Origin of the sequence: Ferrimonas sediminum, assembly GCF_900100175.1 — a bacterium.
Classification (GTDB): domain Bacteria; phylum Pseudomonadota; class Gammaproteobacteria; order Enterobacterales; family Shewanellaceae; genus Ferrimonas; species Ferrimonas sediminum.
The window spans coordinates 158,973-175,824 of record NZ_FNEM01000004.1 but is presented as its reverse complement, the minus strand read 5'-3'; the positions used below and the strand labels follow the sequence as shown (position 1 = coordinate 175,824).

Genomic DNA, 16,852 nt, shown 5'->3' with positions numbered 1-16,852 from the left:
AATGGAACTGTATAACCTGAAACACCCACAGCAGAAGGTCAGCTTTTCCCAGGCCGTGCGCCAGGGACTGGGGCGTGATCGGGGCCTGTTTTTCCCGTCTCAGCTGCCGGAATTTGATGACGTCGATGCTTTACTTGAGATGGACTTTGTCGATCGCAGCGTTGCCATTCTCAGTGCCTGGTTGGCCGATGAGCTGGGTCGGGACAATGTCGAGTCGCTGGTGAGGGATGCCTTTACCTTTGCCTGTCCGCTGGTGGCCGCCAGCGACCACCAGTATTGCCTGGAGCTGTTCCATGGCCCGACCCTGGCGTTCAAAGATTTTGGGGCCCGTTTCCTGGCCCGGGCGCTGTCGCAACTGGCCGGTGATGAGAAACTGACCATATTGACGGCCACCTCCGGCGACACCGGTGCGGCGGTGGCCGATGCCTTCTTTGGCTTAGAGAACATTGAGGTGGTGATTCTCTATCCCCAGGGGCGCATCAGCCCGCTGCAGGAGAAGATGTTCTGTACCCTGGGTGGCAACATCCGCACCGTGGCGGTGCAGGGCAGCTTCGACGATTGTCAGGCGTTGGTGAAGCAGGCGTTTGAAGACGAGGAGTTAAAGCAGGCCATCGGCCTGAACTCCGCCAACTCCATCAACATCGCCAGGTTGCTGGCGCAGATCTGTTACTACTTCGAGGCGATCGCCCAGTTGCCCGCTGCCCAGCGCCGCCAAGCCGTGGTGGCGGTGCCCAGTGGCAATTTTGGCAATCTCACCGCCGGCCTGCTGGCCAAGTCCATGGGCTTGCCGGTAAAGCGTTTTATCGCCGCTACCAACAGTAACGACACGGTGCCCCGCTATCTGCGTTCCGGCCACTGGCAGGTGAACCCCACTGTGGCTACCCGCTCCAACGCCATGGACGTGTCGGCGCCCAACAACTGGCCCCGGGTTGAAGCGCTGTGCCGAGCCAACAGTTGGCCCCTGGCGACCATCGAGGGCGCGGCGGTGTCCGAGCGGGAGTGTGAACTGCAGTTGCAGGCGCTCCACCAACAGGGATATCTGTCCGAGCCCCACGCGGCCATCGCCAGCCGGGCGCTGTCCTGTTCACTGAAGGGGGATGAGGTGGGGGTGTTCCTCGGTACCGCGCATCCGGCTAAGTTCAAAGAGTCGGTGGATGAGTTGCTGGATCTGGATCTGCCACTGCCTGAGGCGTTGGCACAGGCGGCGGTGAAGCCGCTGCTGAGTGATGCCATGGCGGCGGACTATGATCAGCTGCGGAGTTACCTGCTTAAGCCTGAGTAGCGTTCGCTGCCAGCAGTAAAAAGGGGCCGTCTGGCCCCTTTGTTGTCTTTGCGGTTACTGGTACTGGGACTCGAAATAGTCTTCCACGATCAGCGCCGCCGACGTGGCATCGATGCTGTCTTTTTTCAGCCCTTTAAAGCCGCGACGCTCAAACAGGTGCGCCTTGGCGTCGGTGGTGGTCAGGCGTTCATCCTGGGTGACCACTTCGATGCCGAAGCGGCCATGGAGACGGTTGGCGAACTTGCGTGCCCTCAGGGTCATCTCCTGTTCGGTGCCGTCCATGTTCAGGGGCAGGCCGACCACGATCAACTGCGGTTGCCACTCCTTGATGATCTTGCCGATCTCATCCCAGTTGGGAATGCCGTCATTGGCCTTGATGCCGCACAGGGGCTGGGCGGTGCCGGTAATGCTCTGGCCAATGGCCAGGCCGATGGCCTTGGTGCCGAAATCGAAGCCGAGAATGGTCTGGTTCATGCGTGGCCAATCTCCCCGGACAACTGCCAGATGTCGATGCCCAGCCGCTTGGTGGCGGTCTCCCAGCGCTGTTTATGGGGCACATCAAACAACAACTCGGGCTCTGCAGGAATGGTCAGCCACGAGCCTTGCTGAATCTCTTGCTCGAGTTGTCCGGCTTCCCAGCCGGCGTAGCCCAGGGCCACCAGGTACTGCTCGGGAGCCTGGTCGCTGCCAAAGCTGTCCAGCACGTCCTTGGAGCAGGTAACGGTCAACTGGTCGTTGATGCGGCGGCTGTTGGCATACTGGGTGGAACCGCTGTGGAGCACAAAGCCGCGATCCGGGGTGACCGGGCCACCCAGCAATACCTGGTTGGCCAGGTTGGTGGGCAGCACGAAATCGGCCTGTTGCAGTTTCATCTTTTTCAGCAGGTCATCGAGATCCAGGCCGATGGGCTGATTGATGATCAGTCCCATGGCGCCCTCCTCGTCGTGCTCGCACAGATAGGTGACCGAGCGCTTAAAATACTTGTCCTGCAGTGAAGGCATGGCGATCAACAGATGGTTCTTCAGACTGTTCATGGACTGCTCCTTACCCTCCGGCCAGTTTGACCTTGAATCCCTGCTGCTCCAGCAGCTGCTTCAGCTGCTCCCGTTTGTCGCCCTGAATCTCGATGTCGAACTCCTTGACGGCACCGCCGACACCCAGCTTTTTCTTCAGTGTCGCGGCCAGCTTCTTGAGTTTTTTATCCTCTAAGCCTAGTCCCTTTACGATCATCATTCCTTTGCCCTTGCGGCCTTTGCGATCCAGGTGAATACGCACCCAGCCATCGCCGGCGGGTGGGGCGGTTTTGGTTTGCTCCTGGTCGATGCGGCCGATGTCGGTGCTATATACCAGTTGCGAGTCTTGATTAGAGATCATATCTTGCGGCTTATCAGGTACGGGCCTGCCAGTTTAACAAATTCATCGCTAAAAAAGGAAAAACCTCGCCCATGTCGTTGTTCAATCGTTTGCTTTCTTCCGTTGGAATGGGGTCATGCGAGGTGGATACCTTGCTGCAAAAAGAGCGCTACTTTCCTGGTGAAACCGTGTCTGCACGGGTTCGGATCAAGGCCGGAAATGTCGGCCAACGGATTCATGGTGTCTATTTTTCTTTGCATTGCAGCTACGAGCAGGTGGCGGAGGGGCAGACTCAGACGCTGGAGGTGGAGTTGGCCCACTTTCAACTGGCCGATGCCTTTAAGGTGGCGGCGGGAGAGGAGTGGGAGTTACCCATTGAGTTTGTGCTGCCGGAGTTTACTCCGCTGACCCTGGGGAAAACCAGGGTGTGGCTGGCCACCGGGCTGGACATTCGCCAGGCGGTGGATCCAAAAGACCGGGATTACCTGCAGGTGGTGCCCGAGCCTCTGGCGGCAGAATTGCTGCATAAGGTTGAGGAGCTGGGCTTTGTGCAGACGCTGGTGCATACCGAAGCGGTGTCGTCCATGGCCCGGGTTTCGGCTCCCTATCTGCAGATGTTCCATTATCAGCCCGGCAGCGGCGAGTTCAGCGGTCGAATCGAGGAGATGGAGTTGGCTTTGGTGCCTGCCAGTGATGGTGTCTACCTGCATGCGGAGGTGACCCGCACCGGACGTGGCATGGCCGCCGCCGTCAGCCGGATACTGGCGGAAAGCGGCGATAGGGAGCGATTATTGCTGACACCGGAGCTGGTGGCCGATCTGCCGAGACACCTGAACCATTTGTTGTTGGACTAGCGTTCAATCCGGGTGAATTTGGCGCCTTCAAAGGTCAGGTTGTACATCAGGCCTTTGTTGGAAAAGATAAAGCCGATAATAGGTTGACGTAGGGTGTTGCTGTCAAAGGTGCCTCCGGCGCCCAGTGTCGCCAAGGCCACACTGCCATCCACACCGGCCTTCCAACCGCTGCTGCCCTGAAAGGCGGCCAGAGCATCAGCGGTCATAAACATCACCACCTGACTCTTGATCTGGGCACCAATCTGAAAGCCAAATGACGCCGCAGCGGTGGAGTAGTAGCTGTGGGTATTGCCATTGATCAGCAGCGCCCCCTCACCATATTCGCCGCCGATGCCAAACCCCGCCTTTAACACCTCTGGCATCACCAGAATGCCATGGGCTTTGCCTGCCAGCTCCTTGGCAGCCGGAGAGTCGGCGTACAGTTGCTGCAGGGCACCGGAGACCTTGGCGTCGATTTCGGTCTTGGAGGCCGCGCCGGCGCTCAGGCTGAAGATCAGAGTCAGGCTGGCGGTCAGCCAGAGCAGGAATCGGGTCATTATGGACTCTCCATCGATGATGTTGATTGGCTAGCGAATTTCCGCTGTTTTACGTCGCTAATCGGAATATTTCAGGTGTCGATTCAGAAACTACTGGTTAGTGTAGTTGCAATAAGCTGAACCTGAACTTGCCGTGGTATGAGGCGGGTTTAGGGAACTGGATTGAGTGTGTTAAGGTCTGTTACATAAGACAGTAATGAAACGGAGCCCTGTATGCTGAAAAAACTGAGTGCGATGCTTGCGGTCGTTGTTCTGGCGGGCTGTAGCTCGGTCAGTACAGAGTATGATTACGATGAGCAGGTGAATTTCGCCGACTATACCCGCTGGGCCTGGGTGGAAGCCAGTGCCAATACGGGTGCAGCCCAGTATCAGATGGATGGCCTCAACGACCGCCGCATTCGCAAGGCGTTGGCGGATCAGTTGAGCGGTGTTGGTTTGCAGCAGGTGGCCGTCAGCGATGCCCAGGTGCTGGTGAACTATCTGACCCAGGTGGAGAAGAAAATCGATGTGGATACCTTCTACACCAATTTCGGCTATTACCCCTATTACCACGGTCGCGGTTCCTACTGGGGCACCGGTGTTCAGGCGGATACCCGGGTGCGCGAGTACAAAGAGGGTACCCTGATCGTTGACATCATCGACGCCAAGAGCAAGCAGTTGCTGTGGCGGGGCAGCGGCACCGATACGCTGAAAAAGAACCTGACTCCGGAAAAACGCACCGAGCATGTGAACAAAGTAGTGATGGCCATCCTGGAAGGCTATCCACCGGGCAAAGAGAAGTAACTCCTGAAACGGGACGAGTTAATCGGCCCGTTTTTTGCTTTTAAGTGGGCAGTGACGAACGGCAAGCAAAGGAGGCCGCATGAATCCTGAGATCAGTCAGGTGCTGTTTTTTTGGTTTGGAGAGCTGGAAGGGGGGCTGCCAAAACAGCCGAAAGGCAAACTCTGGTTTGGCGCCGGCGAGGTGATCGACGAAGAGATTCGCACCCATTTTGGCGATCTGCATGCCCGAGCCCTGCAGGGAGAGTTGGATCATTGGGCCGAGGAGCCCCGAGGGCGGTTGGCGTTGATCATCCTGCTGGATCAATTCAGCCGCAACCTCTATCGCGGGTCGTCTCTGGCCTTTGCCGGTGATGAGAAGGCACTGGCCCTGTGTAAGGCGGGGATAGAGGGCGGCCAGGATCAGGCGTTGCAGCTGTCCGAGAAACAGTTTTTCTATATGCCGTTGCAACACTCCGAATCGTTCCAGGATCAGGCCCTGGGTGTGGCCCTGCTGACGGCGATGTGCGACGGGCTCGATGGAGTGGCGCTTCAGGAGGCTCAGGGAACCCTGAAGTTCCAGCAACTGCATCTGGAGATCATCGAACGCTTTGGCCGCTTTCCCCATCGCAACCGGGTGCTGAAGCGGCAAAATTCGGCCGCCGAGTCCCTGTATCTGGCCGATGGTGGCCCCAGGTTCGGACAGTAACCCCATGTGTGGCCGTTTTTTCAGCCTGGCCACTGGCTTTGACAGCTGTGAGCAGCTGGGGATGGACGGCCTGAGCTTCCTGCTGGATGCCTGCGACGACATTCGCCCTTCCCAGTTGCTGGGCGGCGTTACCCTGAACCAGGGCCAGCTGCAGTTGCGGCAATTGCAGTGGGGCCTGTCCCATCCGTCGTTGTCGCGGCCGGTGATCAACGCCCGCAGTGAAACCCTGGCAGAGAAACCGCTGTTTAAAGAGGCCTATGCCAGCCGCCGTTGTCTGGTGCCGGCCTCAGGGTGGTATGAGTGGCGAACAGAAGGGGGGCGCAAGCAGCCCTATCGCTTTGTCAGTGCCCGGCCACTGTTCAGTTTTGCCGGCCTGTGGTGGCCGGCAACGACCTCTCGGCCAGACGGTGCGCTGGTGCTGGTGACCCAGGCGGCCACCGAGTCGCTTAAGGCGTATCATCATCGAATGCCGGTATTGGTGCGAGGCGCTGCTGCCCGGGATTGGCTGCAGCAGGGGCGAATGCCACAGCGCCTGCCGGATCCCGTCTCGGTGACGGCCTACCACTCGACGGGTCAACCCATTCAAGGACAGTTGTTTTAACCCAAACAGCGTTACCATGAGCTATCTTTTCTGCAGGGACGTGGAGGAAAAGATGACAATCAATTTCAAATACTTGTGTTTTGGCCTCGTACTGAGCGCCGGAGCCTGGGCGGCGGACAGAGACGATGATGGCATCCCTGATGGAAAGGATGCCTGTCCGCGCCAGCCTGCTACCCTGGGCAGCGGCAATGGCTGCCCCTCCGATGCGGTGTCCGCCGATCGAATTTTAGTGCTGTTGTTCGACAGCCAATCCTCACGCCTGTCTGACGCTCAGTTGCAAAAGCTGGAGCCCTGGCTGGCCAAGTGGCAAGGCCATGAGTTGTTGATCAAGGGCCATGCCGACGAGCGTGGCAGTGGCGACATCAACCAGGCTTTGTCCCTGGCCCGTGCCAACGAGGTGGCCAATGTGCTGGCCCTGCGGTACAGCATCAGTCGCCGCCGCCTGACCCTTCATGCCCTGGGGGAGACCGACCCCGCATCCCAACTGGAAACCGAATCCGGTTTGGCCGAGAACCGCCGCGTGGAAGTGGTGGCACGGCCAATTCGGCTGCAATTAGTCAAAGGAGAGTGATGATATGGAACAATGGTTAGAGCAGTTACCCGCGCTGGCGATGGCCTACGGGATGCGCATCCTGATCGCGCTGTTGATCGTGGTGGTGGGTCGCTGGGTCAGCAAATTAGTAGCCTCGATGGTCCGCAAGATGATGGAAAGGCGCAACGTGGAAGCCACCGCGGTCGGCTTTGTCGGCGCCTTGGTGTCCACCATTATCATGGCCTTCACCTTTATCGCCGCACTGGCTCAACTGGGGGTGCAGACCGCGTCTCTGGTGGCACTACTCGGTGCCGCCGGCCTGGCGGTGGGCTTGGCATTGCAGGGCTCGCTGTCCAACTTTGCCGCCGGCGTACTGCTGGTGGTGTTTCGCCCCTGTAGGGCCGGGGATTACGTTGAGGCGGCGGGCGCCGCCGGTGTGGTCGAGGAGATCTCCATCTTCTCCACCACCCTGATCACCCCGGACAACAAAAAGGTCATCGCGCCCAATGCGGCGGTGATCAATGGCGTCATCGTCAACTACAGTGCCAAGGACACTCGCCGGGTAGACCTGGTGATTGGCGTGGCTTATGACGCCGATCTGCGCCAGACTCGGGAGGTGCTGAGCCAGGTGGTGGAAGCCAGTGAGTATGTCCTGAAAGACCCCGCCTACCGGGTGGAAGTGTCTGAGCTGGCGGACTCCAGCGTCAACTTTGTGGTTCGCCCCTGGGTGAAGAGTGAGGATTACTGGGACGCCTACTTCCAGCTGATGGCCAACATCAAGCGGGCGCTGGATGACGCCGGCATCGGCATCCCCTTCCCGCAGATGGATCTGCACGTTCAGCAGCTGCCGGAGCGGCCACCGGTGCTGTAACGGTGTGGCCGGGAGTCGGGGTGCCTTGTGCGCCCCGATTGATTTTGGTGGTTTTTGTGATCTCTGCCCTTTTGTCCAGGTTCGGGGTACAATGGCGCCAGCTAAATACCGAATAGGACTCATTCATGCTGGTTAAGATTGTACGCGAAGGATTGGGACGGGCCATTGCCCTTGGGGACCTCGTTACCCGCGGCAGTAAAATGAAACGCTCTGAGGAGCAGCAGGCCCGAATTGCCGAGGAGTTGCAGTCGCTGTCTCTGTATCAGTTTTACGCTTGCCCCTTCTGCATCAAGGTGCGCCGGGCCATGCATCGCCTCAACCTGCCCATAGAAACCCGGGATGTGAATCGCCACCCTCAGTTCCGTCAGGAACTGGAGCACAATGCCGGTAAGGTCAAAGTGCCCTGTCTGCGCATCGATGATGCCCAGGGAAGCCAGTGGATGCTGGAGTCCGGTGACATCATTGCCTACCTGGAGCAGCGCTATGGCCAGGCGGCCTGAGCCCGTCTGCTTTTGAGGGTGACCCGGTTCAACCCAATCGAAGGCAACAGAGGATCTTTGCCTTCGAAGCCATTACAATCGTCGCCCTCTCACTCATTGTGCCCTGGTTATGTCCCATTCTGATCGCTTTACGCGCCTGAGCCTGTTGCTGGCTGAGCTCAAGCCCTATTGGCAGTTTGTGCCCTTCGATTGCCTGGCGCTGCCGTGGCAGGAGCCGGCGTTGTGTCAGTGGTTGCAGCAGCACTCGTTGTCAGAGTTAACGGCACTGCGCCAGGATGCCTCGCAGCTTCAGGCCCAGCTGTCGCCGATGCTGCCCTGGCTGGCGGAACTGACCGAGCTGGCTCAGGCCAATCCGGTTCAACAGCCTGCCCAGGCCTATCCGCCCCGGCTCGACTGGCAGATTCCCGGTCGCAAATGGCAGCAGATCACCGCGTTTTCCGATGCCTTGCCCGAACGTCACCGGCCCTGGCTGGAGTGGTGCGCCGGCAAGGGGCACCTCGGGCGCGCCCTGGCGGCCACCAGCGATCAGCCTGTGGTCAGCCTGGAGTGGCAGGCGGGTCTGTGTGAAGAGGGCCAGGCACTGGCGACCCGCTTTGGCCTGCCGATGACGTTCGTTAATGGCGATGCCTTCGACGACTCGGCGGCCGGCCACCTTAGGCAACATCAGCATGCGGTGGCCCTGCACGCCTGCGGCGATCTTCATGTGGCGCTGCTGCGCCACGGGGCCAGGGCCGGCACCGAAGCGATCTCTTTCTCCCCCTGCTGTTATCACCTGATCCGCAGTGACCGCTATCAGCCGTTATCACAAGCGGCCCAAGGGTTGGATCTGGATCTGAGTAAGCTGGATCTAAAGCTGCCGCTGCAGGAAACCGTCACTGCCCCGGGCCATGTAAAGCGCCAGCGGCAGCTGGAGCTGAGTTATCGCCTCGGCTTTGACTGCCTGCAGCGCCAGTTGACGGGCCAGGATCGCTACCTGCCGCTGCCTAACGTGCCCAAGTCGCTGCTCGGTGAGGGGTTTGAGGCGTTTTGTCAGTGGGCGGCGCAGCGCAAAGGGCTGGCGTTGCCTGTGGAGGGGCTTGAGTTCGAGTCCTATCTGGATCAGGGCCAGTCACGGCTGCATCTGGTGGAGCAGATGGAGACGGTGCGTCAGCTGTTCCGCCGTCCTCTGGAGCTGTGGCTGGTGCTGGATCGGGTCTGTTATCTGGAAGAGCAGGGCTATGAGGTGGAGATCAGCACCTTCTGCGACAGGCAGATGACCCCGAGAAACCTGTTGGTGCGGGCACGAAAGCCGGATTGAGGATAGGCATAACGTCATCGAGGCATAAAAAAGCCGGACCCTGGGGTCCGGCTTTGTGTTTTAGTGGTACGACTTAGTTAAGCAGAGGGAACTGCTCGAAGGCACGGCGGTACTCGACGTACTTGTTGGTGCTCCACAGGCGAAGCAACTCGGAATCGTAGTCGTAAACCTCTTTATCCTTGGCGTAGCTGCTGATGCCGTTGTTGGAGGCAATGGCATCGCCAAAAATGGTGGCCAGTTCGTACAGGGCCGGCAGGCGGTCCTCTTCGACACGGTCGATGGACTGCAGCGCGTTTTCCAGACTGGCTTGTGAATTACACTTGCGACTCAGGCGCTGCGCTTCCGTTTCACTGTCCACCTCCAGGCGACGACACTTGGTGCCGGTGTCGGCATCGGTGTATTCCTTAAAGCTGTTTCGAATCAGGAAGAAGCGGGAGAACCCGGTGGTTTCCTTCATCAGCTTCAGGGCGTCGGCATCGGCGATGGCGACCAGACGGCTCTCATGGTGATCATGAGTCTCGCGGAACACGTTCAGGGCGTTGCGTACCCGGTAGCCGACCTTACCCAGGCGCTCGACTTTGGCTTTCTGATCGTCAGTGTACAGGGCGCGGGTGGCCATCGCCTTGGCCAGCAGGTTACGACGGGAAGCCACAAAGTTATCGGCTTTCCAGGAGAAGGTGAGGGCGTCCGTGGTGTCCACATAGGGTCCGGCTTTACGCAGGCTGATGCCGTCGATGAGCCCAACCGCATTGTCACTCAGGCCGTATTCACGGGCATAGGCGTGTGTATGCAGGTTGGTCAGCAGGGCGCGCAACATCGGCGTCGGAGTATCCGGAGTCGAGGCGTCAAACCAGTAGTTCAACTGATCGCCGCCAGTCAGGCCAAAAAAGCGCTTCATCGGCCACAGGTAGGACGGCGCCTGATCGACCATTTTGCCTAAGGCCGGCACATAACGATCGACGGTTTTGACATAGTCGCCGTTGTTGTCCACAAATACCGGCTGACGGGAGGTGGGGTTGCCGGTCAGGTAAGACAGGTGGCTGAAGATCTCTTCCACTTTACCCTCGATGTCGATCAGCGCCAGGCTGGAGTTCTCCGTGTCCACGAACGGGCTGTCCCGGCGTACCAGCATCTGGGCCGCCAGCAGTTTGTCCGGCCAGGTCCCCAGCAGATCCACCGAGGAGACCGAGCTCTGATGTGGGTTGTTGGCCTGCAGGCTGGCCTCGATGTGGCCATCACGGGTCTGGGAGCGAACCACGATCTCATTTTGCTGGTTGGCCAATACGCTGACCAACTCATCGTCATAGCAACTGGTGGGGATGTCGCGGTTGTCGGACATGCCAGGGCCATAGGTGCGCCACAGATCGGACAGGGTGGCAAAGCGGTAGCGGTTAGGGACGCCGGGGACACCGGATTTTTCCTCCAGCTCGCACACCATGTCGGGCGTGGTCATGACCTCAAGGAAGAAGTCGGCGGCGGTGACGGCGGCGTCGTAGGTGTCACACAGATTCTTCAAGTTGCTGTTCATGGTGCTGCGATCGACACCGCGACAGCTGTTGGCGTAGATCTCGCTGAAGACCCGGCCATTGGTGTTGCTGACCCCCAGGTAACGGGCAAACAGGTAATCGATCTCCTCGACGTTTTCGATCACATCGCGAATCTGCAGGAACTCGTTCCAACGGGCGAGGAAGTAGTTGTACTGGTGGAACTGGTAGAAGCTTTGACGGCCGTTGCGCTTGTTCATGGTGTCATAGCTGTCACGGTACTTCTGAATGCGGAATTCAGTCAGCTCCTTGATGTCGGTCCCTTCGTCGAAACGATTACACAGTACCGAGGTGGTGGTGTGTTCGTCGGTACAGAAGTTGTACAGGGCCAGTCCCAGAGTCTGGTTGTCACCCAGATCGATCTCTTTGAGCTCATCGCTGTCCTGGTAGTTGTCCCGCATGTACTGAACCGTGCCACGAGGGAAGGCGTTGAAGTCCTGGGCCAGTTTGGCGTCGAGATTCGACAGTGACAGATACTTTTTCTCGGTAACCCGCTCGGTGGCACTGGTTTCCGGATTGACCTGCTCCGTGGTGAGGTTGGCTTCGACCTGACGGCCATAACCGAAACGCAGGGCGGCGATGTCGTACTTACCGTAGTTGGGCAGCTCATCGAACACCGAGGCGGCGTAATCCATGATGGAGCTGTAGGCCGGAACCTTGTCCATCCCCTTACTCTTGGCCTCGGCCTGTGAGTAGAAGTTGGCTTTATCCACCGAACCCATGAAGTTATGGCGTAGACCCAGGTTGTGGCCCAGTTCGTGAATCAGGGTGGAGCGGAACATGTGGGCCGCGACGGCGTCGCTGATGCTGGATTGCTGGGCTTTGCTCAGGCTGTTCCAGTCCTTCAGAGTCAGGTTCTGGTCATCGGCGAAGTAGCCACCGGCGGCGTAGTCGATGCCGTCAATCAAGCCTTTAGACTGGGTGCTCAGCCACATGAAATCGATGGAGTAAGCGTTCTGCTCAGACAGGTTCTTCAGGCGTTGTTGATCCTTGTTGAACGACTGAATCGCCAGGTCCGGGTGCCGGGTATTGAACGCATGGTCATCGACGACGTTGTGGTTTGCCATCTGGGGAGTCAGTACCTGGCCGGCGACCAGGCTGATCTCATCACTGCTGAACTCGGGAGTACCGATAGGCGCGCCGCGATCGGCGGCCAGCATCTCTGCGAAGGCGGCGACTTCGGTATTGACGCTCTCCTCGTCGGCCGCGGTGTTGCCAGTTGGCGTGTATTCGTCAGGGCGGACAATCTCCTGGCGGTTGTAGCGCATCACCAGCTCATTCCAGACGCGACGGGTGGCGGAGCGGATCACGCCAGCGTACTGGTTGACGTGGGCGTGAACGATCTCGCCGGTCAGCGGGTTGGTGGCGGACGGGCCGTAGCCCAACAGGCCGCTATCCACAGGATCGGTGATCAGGTTCAGCACGTTGTAGCGCAGATCACCGGTGTGCACGCCGGCTTTGCTGTCGGGGTTGACGATGCGAATGGGCGGTACACCGGTGCCCTGAAGCGACGTGTTGATGTCGGCGATGCTGTCCAGCGTCACCTGTTTGTACAGCTCGTTGCCATCGTCGTGATAGCTGTCGCTCAGGTAGTAATCGATGCTGGATTTGCCGGGGGCGAAGCGGTTCAGCAGGCTGTAGACGCTGCCCTGAACGTTGGTCTCGCCAGTGTCGGTGCTCTTTTCTTTGGCGTCGTTGAAGAAGCCGTAGAAGGCGCGATCGCGGCCCTGATAATAGACCGGCTCATACCCCGGGGTGGTCAGCTTATCCAGCTTGACCAACGAGTAGTAGAACTTGGTTTTGAAGGAGTAGTCTTTCAGGTCCGGGCCGAACTGGTACTGGTCTTCGGGATCGGCAGTAAAGGTGCGTTCAACTTCGACGTTGATCACCCCCTCTTCCGGATTGTACTCATAGGACACCACACGGGGATCGGCGGTCTCTTCGACGTTGCTGGCGGTAAACCAGGCGCGCACACTGTCCTGAGCGATGGACTCGATCTTCTCATACTCGGGCACGAAGTGGGTGGCGTCACTCCAGAGCAGATCCTCGTCTTCGTTGACCTCCTCTTTGTTGGTGCACTCGTCGTAGGCGTTGAGGGCACAGCGGTATTGACGGAACTCTCCGGGAATGCGCAGCACCGGGGCTTTGTTGATGTCGGCATCCCAGCGACTGTCGCTGTCGGCGCTGAGCTTATCCCGGTCCACCTCTTCGGCGAAGATGCCGTTCTTTTTATCAAACTTTAGCGTCACCAGTTTGGGATCGCCCTGGAAGAACCCGCGCTGGGTCATGGCGTAGCGCGGGGCTTCGCCGGTAGAGGGCATGTACAGCCACAGCGACTCGGTATCCAGAGAGGCGGTGGTGATCTCCTCCGCCGGTCGTTCGTAGACGTCATAGGGCCGTTCTTCGGTGCCACAGCCCGCCAATGCGGCACTGATGGCGACGGCAATCGCTATCCTTTTAAACATGGGTGATTTCCTGTTCATTTAAAACTGGTAGTTGGCAACGAAATAAAAGTTCATTTTGTCCAAGTCAATCAGGTCGTGAATTGGATTCGTGCCGCGTTCTTGGTTGTAATAGGTAATGCCATTGGTCATACCTAAAGCGAGGTCGATATTGTCGGATAACTGATAACCGAACTCTTCGCCGTGAATCAGATCCGGGTAGAAATCTCCACCGTCGTAATTCCAGCTCTGGCGAGCGATAATATAGGCACTGAAATTGAATCGTTTTGCAAAAAAGTAATCCACAGTGAATAGGTTGCTGAGTTGATATTCAGTCATCAACTGGCCACCCGCACTTTCGTATTCATGGAAGTTCTTTCTCAGTCTTACATTGTTGCCTATATAAAGCCCCTTTACGTATTTACTGAGGTCGAAACTGAATCGCACTCCACCTCGCACAGAGAACTCAAGATCCTGTCGCTGCGACAGCCTTGAGGTGGGGAAGATGGCCCGCAGTTCCGTGCTCATTGTTACACTATCCGACGGATTCCAAACGTTATTTTCTGACCATGACAGGGAGGTGTCGTTCCAGAAGTCTCCCTGGCTGCGGTAGTCATCACCGTCGTTTGAATGATAGCCGGAGATAACCGCCTGGAGCCTAGAATCTTTATTAAGTGCGTATCTTATAATGGCGGTACCAGAATATATTCGCTCAGATAGATATGCGTTTGCGCTGTATTTGTTTTGCGTGTAGTCAAAGCTAATAAAACCAGACCAGCGACTTTTCTCTGGAGTTTCCCACCGGTCCTGAATGTTTTCGGCGTGCACCAAAAAAGACGCAGCCCATAAAATGGGAGCGACTAAAAGTAAGCCAATTCTCATTATGTTTACCTTTTTTAGGCCTATTACAATTAAAGTTATGTAAATTAGTTGGCTCTAAAGTTTCGCCATGAAGTTAATATTAGACGCGAAACGCTATCACTACTGACTCATCAAGGCAAAGGTAAAAAAGGAAAAGAACTACAAACAGGTAATAAAATTAAAACAATTGACGCAAAGTGAGATCTGGCTCCCACTGCTAACGCACTCTGTTAACTATGAACGGCTTGTCCAGACTTCAGAGGCTGGGCGTTGCTGTCACTGGCGGGGGGCGCTGACGGCAGTAGGAATCGCTGATGCATTGACTTGAGCGAGATTTATTCGGTTGAGCAAGAGCCGGCAGTTACGAGGGGGCAGGTACGGTCGGCCTACTTCATCCGCACTTTGCCACCGATCATCTTAAATGCCGGAGTGCCTCGGATCAGCGTGTCGCGGGCAAAGGTGACGCCGCACCCCGGGCAGATACAGGGGGTAACGGTGTAGTCTTCACTGATGCGCTCTTTAAAGCACTTTACCAGGGCGCCATTACCGCCCTTTTTATAACGGTACAACTTCTGGTTACAGCCGCTGCAAAACACATCGACCGAGCGTCCAGGGGCCTTTTTGTTGGGTTTGGCCATGGCGTGCGCGTCCTGCAGATACGGTGAGAAATCAGTCTGCCAGCGTGGCGCTGACGGCAAAATTGACCGAGCGGGGAGGCTTGCCCAATTCGATGGCGCCCTTGTCGCCAGACAGCACGGTAATGGCGGGCATCAGCAGCTGATTGGTGTTGTTGCCGGCCCCCTGAGTCAGGATGGCGTCGACGGTGATGATGTCGTCTTTCTGATCGGAACTGGTACTGGGACGGATGGAGAGTTGATAGTCGCCCAGTGGGTAATGGGCCCATTCATTGGCTTCGGGGCTGACCTGCAGGGTCATAGGGTCGCTGCCAGGCAGGGACAGCTCGATGCTGACGTCAACGGTGGCGGCAGATGCCTGAGAGGCCAGGGCGGCCAGCATCAGGGCAAATAAGGGTTTCATTTCGACTCCCGACTGGTAACACTGTTGAGTCCAGGTTGTGCAACAGCGAAGAAAGATGGTCGGGATGTTAGCAAAAAACAGCCGTTGGGAGTATAGGTCAAGCGATTGAATTGCCTGAATGTTTATGCAGTTACCTAGGCATGTTCGGTTACAGGATCCGTTGTTGCAGGTACTGTTGATGCCGTTGCTGCTCCGCTTCGGCGGCCATTCTGGCTTTGCGTTTGTCACAGGGCTCGGGACAATCGCAGGCTTTGTCGATGCCCACACCGGCCAGGCCACCACAGGAGCCGGCAAGGGATTTACGCCGGAACAGGTAACCGACTGACATGATCAGAATCACCAGCAACATCAGGGAAAAGGTGGCAATAAAAGCTGTCATAACCGCTCCTTAACAGAGAAAGGGGCAGCCATGAGGCTGCCCGCAGAGATCAATCGCCGAAGTCATCCAGCAGAATATTCTCATCCTCGACGCCCAGCTCTTTGAGCATGGTGATCACCGAGGAGTTCATGATTGGTGGTCCGCACATGTAGAACTCACAATCTTCCGGAGCCTTGTGGTTCTTCAGGTAGTTTTCCAACAGCACATGGTGGATGAAGCCGGTGTAGCCTTCCCAGTTGTCTGTGGGCAACGGATCCGACAGCGCCACATGCCACTCGAAGTTGTCGTTCTCGGCCGCCAGAGTATCGAAATCCTCCTGATAGAAGATCTCCCGGGTGGATCGGGCGCCGTACCAGAAGCTCATCTTGCGCTTAGTCTGTTTGCCCTTGAGCTGATCGAAGATGTGCGAGCGCATCGGCGCCATACCGGCACCACCGCCGATAAAGATCATCTCGGCGTCGCTGTCCTCTTTAACGAAGAACTCGCCAAAGGGGCCGGAGATGGTGACCTTGTCGCCGGCCTTCAGGTTAAAGATGAACGACGACATCTTGCCCGGAGGCAGGTCATTGCTTGGCGGCGTGGCAATACGCACGTTCAGCATGATCAGGCCTTTCTCATCCGGGTAGTTGGCCATGGAGTAAGCACGCAGTACGTCTTCCTCCACCTTCGACTCCAGCTCGAACAGATTGTACTTGTCCCAGTCGTCGCGGTACTCATCCGGAATGTCGAAGTCGCTGTACTTCACGTGGTGCGCCGGCGCCTCAATCTGAATGTAGCCGCCGGCCTTAAACGGCACCTCTTCCCCTTCCGGAATTTTCAGGCGCAGCTCCTTGATGAAGGTGGCGGTGTTGTCGTTGGAGACCACTTCGCACTCCCACTTCTTAACGCCGAAGATCTCCTCCTCCAGCTCCAGCTCCATGTCGTCTTTCACGGCCACCTGGCAGGCGAGACGACAGCCTTCGTTGGCCTCTTTCTTGGTGATGTGATCGCGCTCGGTGGGCAGAATTTCACCGCCTCCACTTTTTACAGTTACCCGGCATTGACCACAGGTACCACCACCACCACAGGCGGAGGGGATAAAGATCTCCTGGCCCGCCAACGCGCCCAGCAGTTTGTCACCCGCTGGGGTGGTGACGGTTTTGTCCGGATCGTCGTTGATGCCGATGGTGACATCGCCGCTGGCGACCAATTTGCTCTTGGCGAACAGAATCACCGCGACCAGCAGGCACACCACCACGGTGAACATGCTGATGCCGATTGCCATTTCCATTACGTTACCTTCTTAATCTGGTGAT

General features: G+C 57.6%; 19 protein-coding genes. 9 read left to right on the top strand and 10 right to left on the bottom strand.

Annotation, left to right across the window (positions count from 1 at the left end; translation table 11 throughout):
* The first annotated feature begins 1 nt into the window (after position 1).
* The gene (thrC, locus tag BLT77_RS06825; protein ID WP_090363915.1) at positions 2-1,282 is read left to right on the top strand and encodes a threonine synthase; all 1,281 of its coding nucleotides are present in this window, start codon (positions 2-4) and stop codon (positions 1,280-1,282) included.
* A gap of 54 nt (positions 1,283-1,336) precedes the next feature.
* Here thrC and ruvX read toward each other — a convergent pair whose 3' ends face one another.
* From ruvX to yciH, 3 genes are read right to left on the bottom strand one after another with little or no spacing between them, the layout of a single operon-like run.
* The gene (gene ruvX, locus BLT77_RS06820) at positions 1,337-1,756 is read right to left on the bottom strand and encodes a Holliday junction resolvase RuvX (RefSeq protein ID WP_090363912.1); all 420 of its coding nucleotides are present in this window, start codon (positions 1,754-1,756) and stop codon (positions 1,337-1,339) included.
* The gene (locus BLT77_RS06815; protein WP_090363909.1) at positions 1,753-2,316 is read right to left on the bottom strand and encodes a YqgE/AlgH family protein; all 564 of its coding nucleotides are present in this window, start codon (positions 2,314-2,316) and stop codon (positions 1,753-1,755) included. Before BLT77_RS06815 ends, ruvX begins: the two co-directional genes overlap by 4 nt.
* Before the next feature lie 10 nt (positions 2,317-2,326).
* On the bottom strand, positions 2,327-2,656 hold the full coding sequence (yciH, locus tag BLT77_RS06810; protein WP_176819219.1) for a stress response translation initiation inhibitor YciH: 330 nt from the start codon (positions 2,654-2,656) through the stop codon (positions 2,327-2,329).
* 71 nt (positions 2,657-2,727) lie between these two features.
* Here yciH and BLT77_RS06805 point away from each other — a divergent pair, with 71 nt between their 5' ends.
* Positions 2,728-3,489, top strand: coding sequence for a sporulation protein (locus BLT77_RS06805; protein ID WP_090363907.1), 762 nt, complete (start codon positions 2,728-2,730; stop codon positions 3,487-3,489).
* Here the strand turns inward: BLT77_RS06805 and BLT77_RS06800 are convergent.
* Complete coding sequence (locus BLT77_RS06800) at positions 3,486-4,025, bottom strand: BPSL1445 family SYLF domain-containing lipoprotein (RefSeq protein ID WP_090363904.1); 540 nt, start codon at positions 4,023-4,025, stop codon at positions 3,486-3,488. The genes BLT77_RS06805 and BLT77_RS06800 overlap by 4 nt on opposite strands.
* Before the next feature lie 213 nt (positions 4,026-4,238).
* On the opposite strand from BLT77_RS06800, the gene BLT77_RS06795 reads away from it, so the two are divergent.
* The 7 genes from BLT77_RS06795 (at position 4,239) to BLT77_RS06765 (ending at position 9,294) form a co-directional block, all read left to right on the top strand.
* Positions 4,239-4,808, top strand: coding sequence for a DUF4136 domain-containing protein (locus tag BLT77_RS06795; RefSeq protein ID WP_245709885.1), 570 nt, complete (start codon positions 4,239-4,241; stop codon positions 4,806-4,808).
* A 79-nt stretch (positions 4,809-4,887) separates the two neighbouring features.
* Positions 4,888-5,493: a DUF924 family protein gene (locus BLT77_RS06790; RefSeq protein ID WP_090363902.1), complete on the top strand. Its 606-nt coding sequence runs from the start codon at positions 4,888-4,890 to the stop codon at positions 5,491-5,493.
* A gap of 4 nt (positions 5,494-5,497) precedes the next feature.
* Positions 5,498-6,094, top strand: coding sequence for an SOS response-associated peptidase (locus BLT77_RS06785; protein WP_176819218.1), 597 nt, complete (start codon positions 5,498-5,500; stop codon positions 6,092-6,094).
* A 52-nt stretch (positions 6,095-6,146) separates the two neighbouring features.
* On the top strand, positions 6,147-6,665 hold the full coding sequence (locus tag BLT77_RS06780; protein ID WP_176819217.1) for an OmpA family protein: 519 nt from the start codon (positions 6,147-6,149) through the stop codon (positions 6,663-6,665).
* Between the two features lie 4 nt (positions 6,666-6,669).
* On the top strand, positions 6,670-7,497 hold the full coding sequence (locus BLT77_RS06775; protein WP_090363892.1) for a mechanosensitive ion channel family protein: 828 nt from the start codon (positions 6,670-6,672) through the stop codon (positions 7,495-7,497).
* Positions 7,498-7,622: 125 nt separating this feature from the next.
* Positions 7,623-7,997, top strand: coding sequence for a glutathione S-transferase N-terminal domain-containing protein (locus BLT77_RS06770; protein ID WP_090363889.1), 375 nt, complete (start codon positions 7,623-7,625; stop codon positions 7,995-7,997).
* A 109-nt stretch (positions 7,998-8,106) separates the two neighbouring features.
* Positions 8,107-9,294, top strand: coding sequence for a methyltransferase (locus tag BLT77_RS06765; RefSeq protein ID WP_090363887.1), 1,188 nt, complete (start codon positions 8,107-8,109; stop codon positions 9,292-9,294).
* A gap of 73 nt (positions 9,295-9,367) precedes the next feature.
* Here the strand turns inward: BLT77_RS06765 and BLT77_RS06760 are convergent, their stop codons facing one another.
* The 6 genes from BLT77_RS06760 to nqrF form a co-directional block, all read right to left on the bottom strand.
* Positions 9,368-13,303: a zinc-dependent metalloprotease gene (locus BLT77_RS06760; RefSeq protein WP_090363884.1), complete on the bottom strand. Its 3,936-nt coding sequence runs from the start codon at positions 13,301-13,303 to the stop codon at positions 9,368-9,370.
* Positions 13,304-13,321: 18 nt separating this feature from the next.
* Positions 13,322-14,161, bottom strand: coding sequence for a hypothetical protein (locus BLT77_RS06755; protein ID WP_090363881.1), 840 nt, complete (start codon positions 14,159-14,161; stop codon positions 13,322-13,324).
* 365 nt (positions 14,162-14,526) lie between these two features.
* A complete protein-coding gene (locus BLT77_RS06750; RefSeq protein WP_090363878.1) occupies positions 14,527-14,778 on the bottom strand; it encodes a hypothetical protein in 252 nt (83 codons plus the stop codon).
* A gap of 31 nt (positions 14,779-14,809) precedes the next feature.
* Positions 14,810-15,178: a hypothetical protein gene (locus BLT77_RS06745; RefSeq protein WP_090363873.1), complete on the bottom strand. Its 369-nt coding sequence runs from the start codon at positions 15,176-15,178 to the stop codon at positions 14,810-14,812.
* A gap of 148 nt (positions 15,179-15,326) precedes the next feature.
* Complete coding sequence (gene nqrM, locus BLT77_RS06740; protein ID WP_090363871.1) at positions 15,327-15,557, bottom strand: (Na+)-NQR maturation NqrM; 231 nt, start codon at positions 15,555-15,557, stop codon at positions 15,327-15,329.
* A gap of 49 nt (positions 15,558-15,606) precedes the next feature.
* Complete coding sequence (gene nqrF / locus BLT77_RS06735; protein WP_090363867.1) at positions 15,607-16,827, bottom strand: NADH:ubiquinone reductase (Na(+)-transporting) subunit F; 1,221 nt, start codon at positions 16,825-16,827, stop codon at positions 15,607-15,609.
* Between the last annotated feature and the right edge of the window lie 25 nt (positions 16,828-16,852).

What these genes read in the sequence shown, in the direction of transcription:
- thrC (WP_090363915.1), top strand. Translation starts at nt 2, where the DNA reads ATGGAACTGTATAACCTGAAACACCCACAGCAGAAGGTCAGCTTTTCC.
- BLT77_RS06780 (WP_176819217.1), top strand. Translation starts at nt 6,147, where the DNA reads ATGACAATCAATTTCAAATACTTGTGTTTTGGCCTCGTACTGAGCGCC.
- BLT77_RS06815 (WP_090363909.1), bottom strand. Translation starts at nt 2,316, where the DNA reads ATGAACAGTCTGAAGAACCATCTGTTGATCGCCATGCCTTCACTGCAG.
- ruvX (WP_090363912.1), bottom strand. Translation starts at nt 1,756, where the DNA reads ATGAACCAGACCATTCTCGGCTTCGATTTCGGCACCAAGGCCATCGGC.
- BLT77_RS06770 (WP_090363889.1), top strand. Translation starts at nt 7,623, where the DNA reads ATGCTGGTTAAGATTGTACGCGAAGGATTGGGACGGGCCATTGCCCTT.
- BLT77_RS06775 (WP_090363892.1), top strand. Translation starts at nt 6,670, where the DNA reads ATGGAACAATGGTTAGAGCAGTTACCCGCGCTGGCGATGGCCTACGGG.
- BLT77_RS06805 (WP_090363907.1), top strand. Translation starts at nt 2,728, where the DNA reads ATGTCGTTGTTCAATCGTTTGCTTTCTTCCGTTGGAATGGGGTCATGC.
- nqrM (WP_090363871.1), bottom strand. Translation starts at nt 15,557, where the DNA reads ATGACAGCTTTTATTGCCACCTTTTCCCTGATGTTGCTGGTGATTCTG.
- BLT77_RS06760 (WP_090363884.1), bottom strand. Translation starts at nt 13,303, where the DNA reads ATGTTTAAAAGGATAGCGATTGCCGTCGCCATCAGTGCCGCATTGGCG.
- BLT77_RS06800 (WP_090363904.1), bottom strand. Translation starts at nt 4,025, where the DNA reads ATGACCCGATTCCTGCTCTGGCTGACCGCCAGCCTGACTCTGATCTTC.
- nqrF (WP_090363867.1), bottom strand. Translation starts at nt 16,827, where the DNA reads ATGGAAATGGCAATCGGCATCAGCATGTTCACCGTGGTGGTGTGCCTG.
- BLT77_RS06765 (WP_090363887.1), top strand. Translation starts at nt 8,107, where the DNA reads ATGTCCCATTCTGATCGCTTTACGCGCCTGAGCCTGTTGCTGGCTGAG.
- BLT77_RS06785 (WP_176819218.1), top strand. Translation starts at nt 5,498, where the DNA reads ATGTGTGGCCGTTTTTTCAGCCTGGCCACTGGCTTTGACAGCTGTGAG.
- BLT77_RS06795 (WP_245709885.1), top strand. Translation starts at nt 4,239, where the DNA reads ATGCTGAAAAAACTGAGTGCGATGCTTGCGGTCGTTGTTCTGGCGGGC.
- BLT77_RS06755 (WP_090363881.1), bottom strand. Translation starts at nt 14,161, where the DNA reads ATGAGAATTGGCTTACTTTTAGTCGCTCCCATTTTATGGGCTGCGTCT.
- BLT77_RS06745 (WP_090363873.1), bottom strand. Translation starts at nt 15,178, where the DNA reads ATGAAACCCTTATTTGCCCTGATGCTGGCCGCCCTGGCCTCTCAGGCA.
- yciH (WP_176819219.1), bottom strand. Translation starts at nt 2,656, where the DNA reads ATGATCTCTAATCAAGACTCGCAACTGGTATATAGCACCGACATCGGC.
- BLT77_RS06790 (WP_090363902.1), top strand. Translation starts at nt 4,888, where the DNA reads ATGAATCCTGAGATCAGTCAGGTGCTGTTTTTTTGGTTTGGAGAGCTG.
- BLT77_RS06750 (WP_090363878.1), bottom strand. Translation starts at nt 14,778, where the DNA reads ATGGCCAAACCCAACAAAAAGGCCCCTGGACGCTCGGTCGATGTGTTT.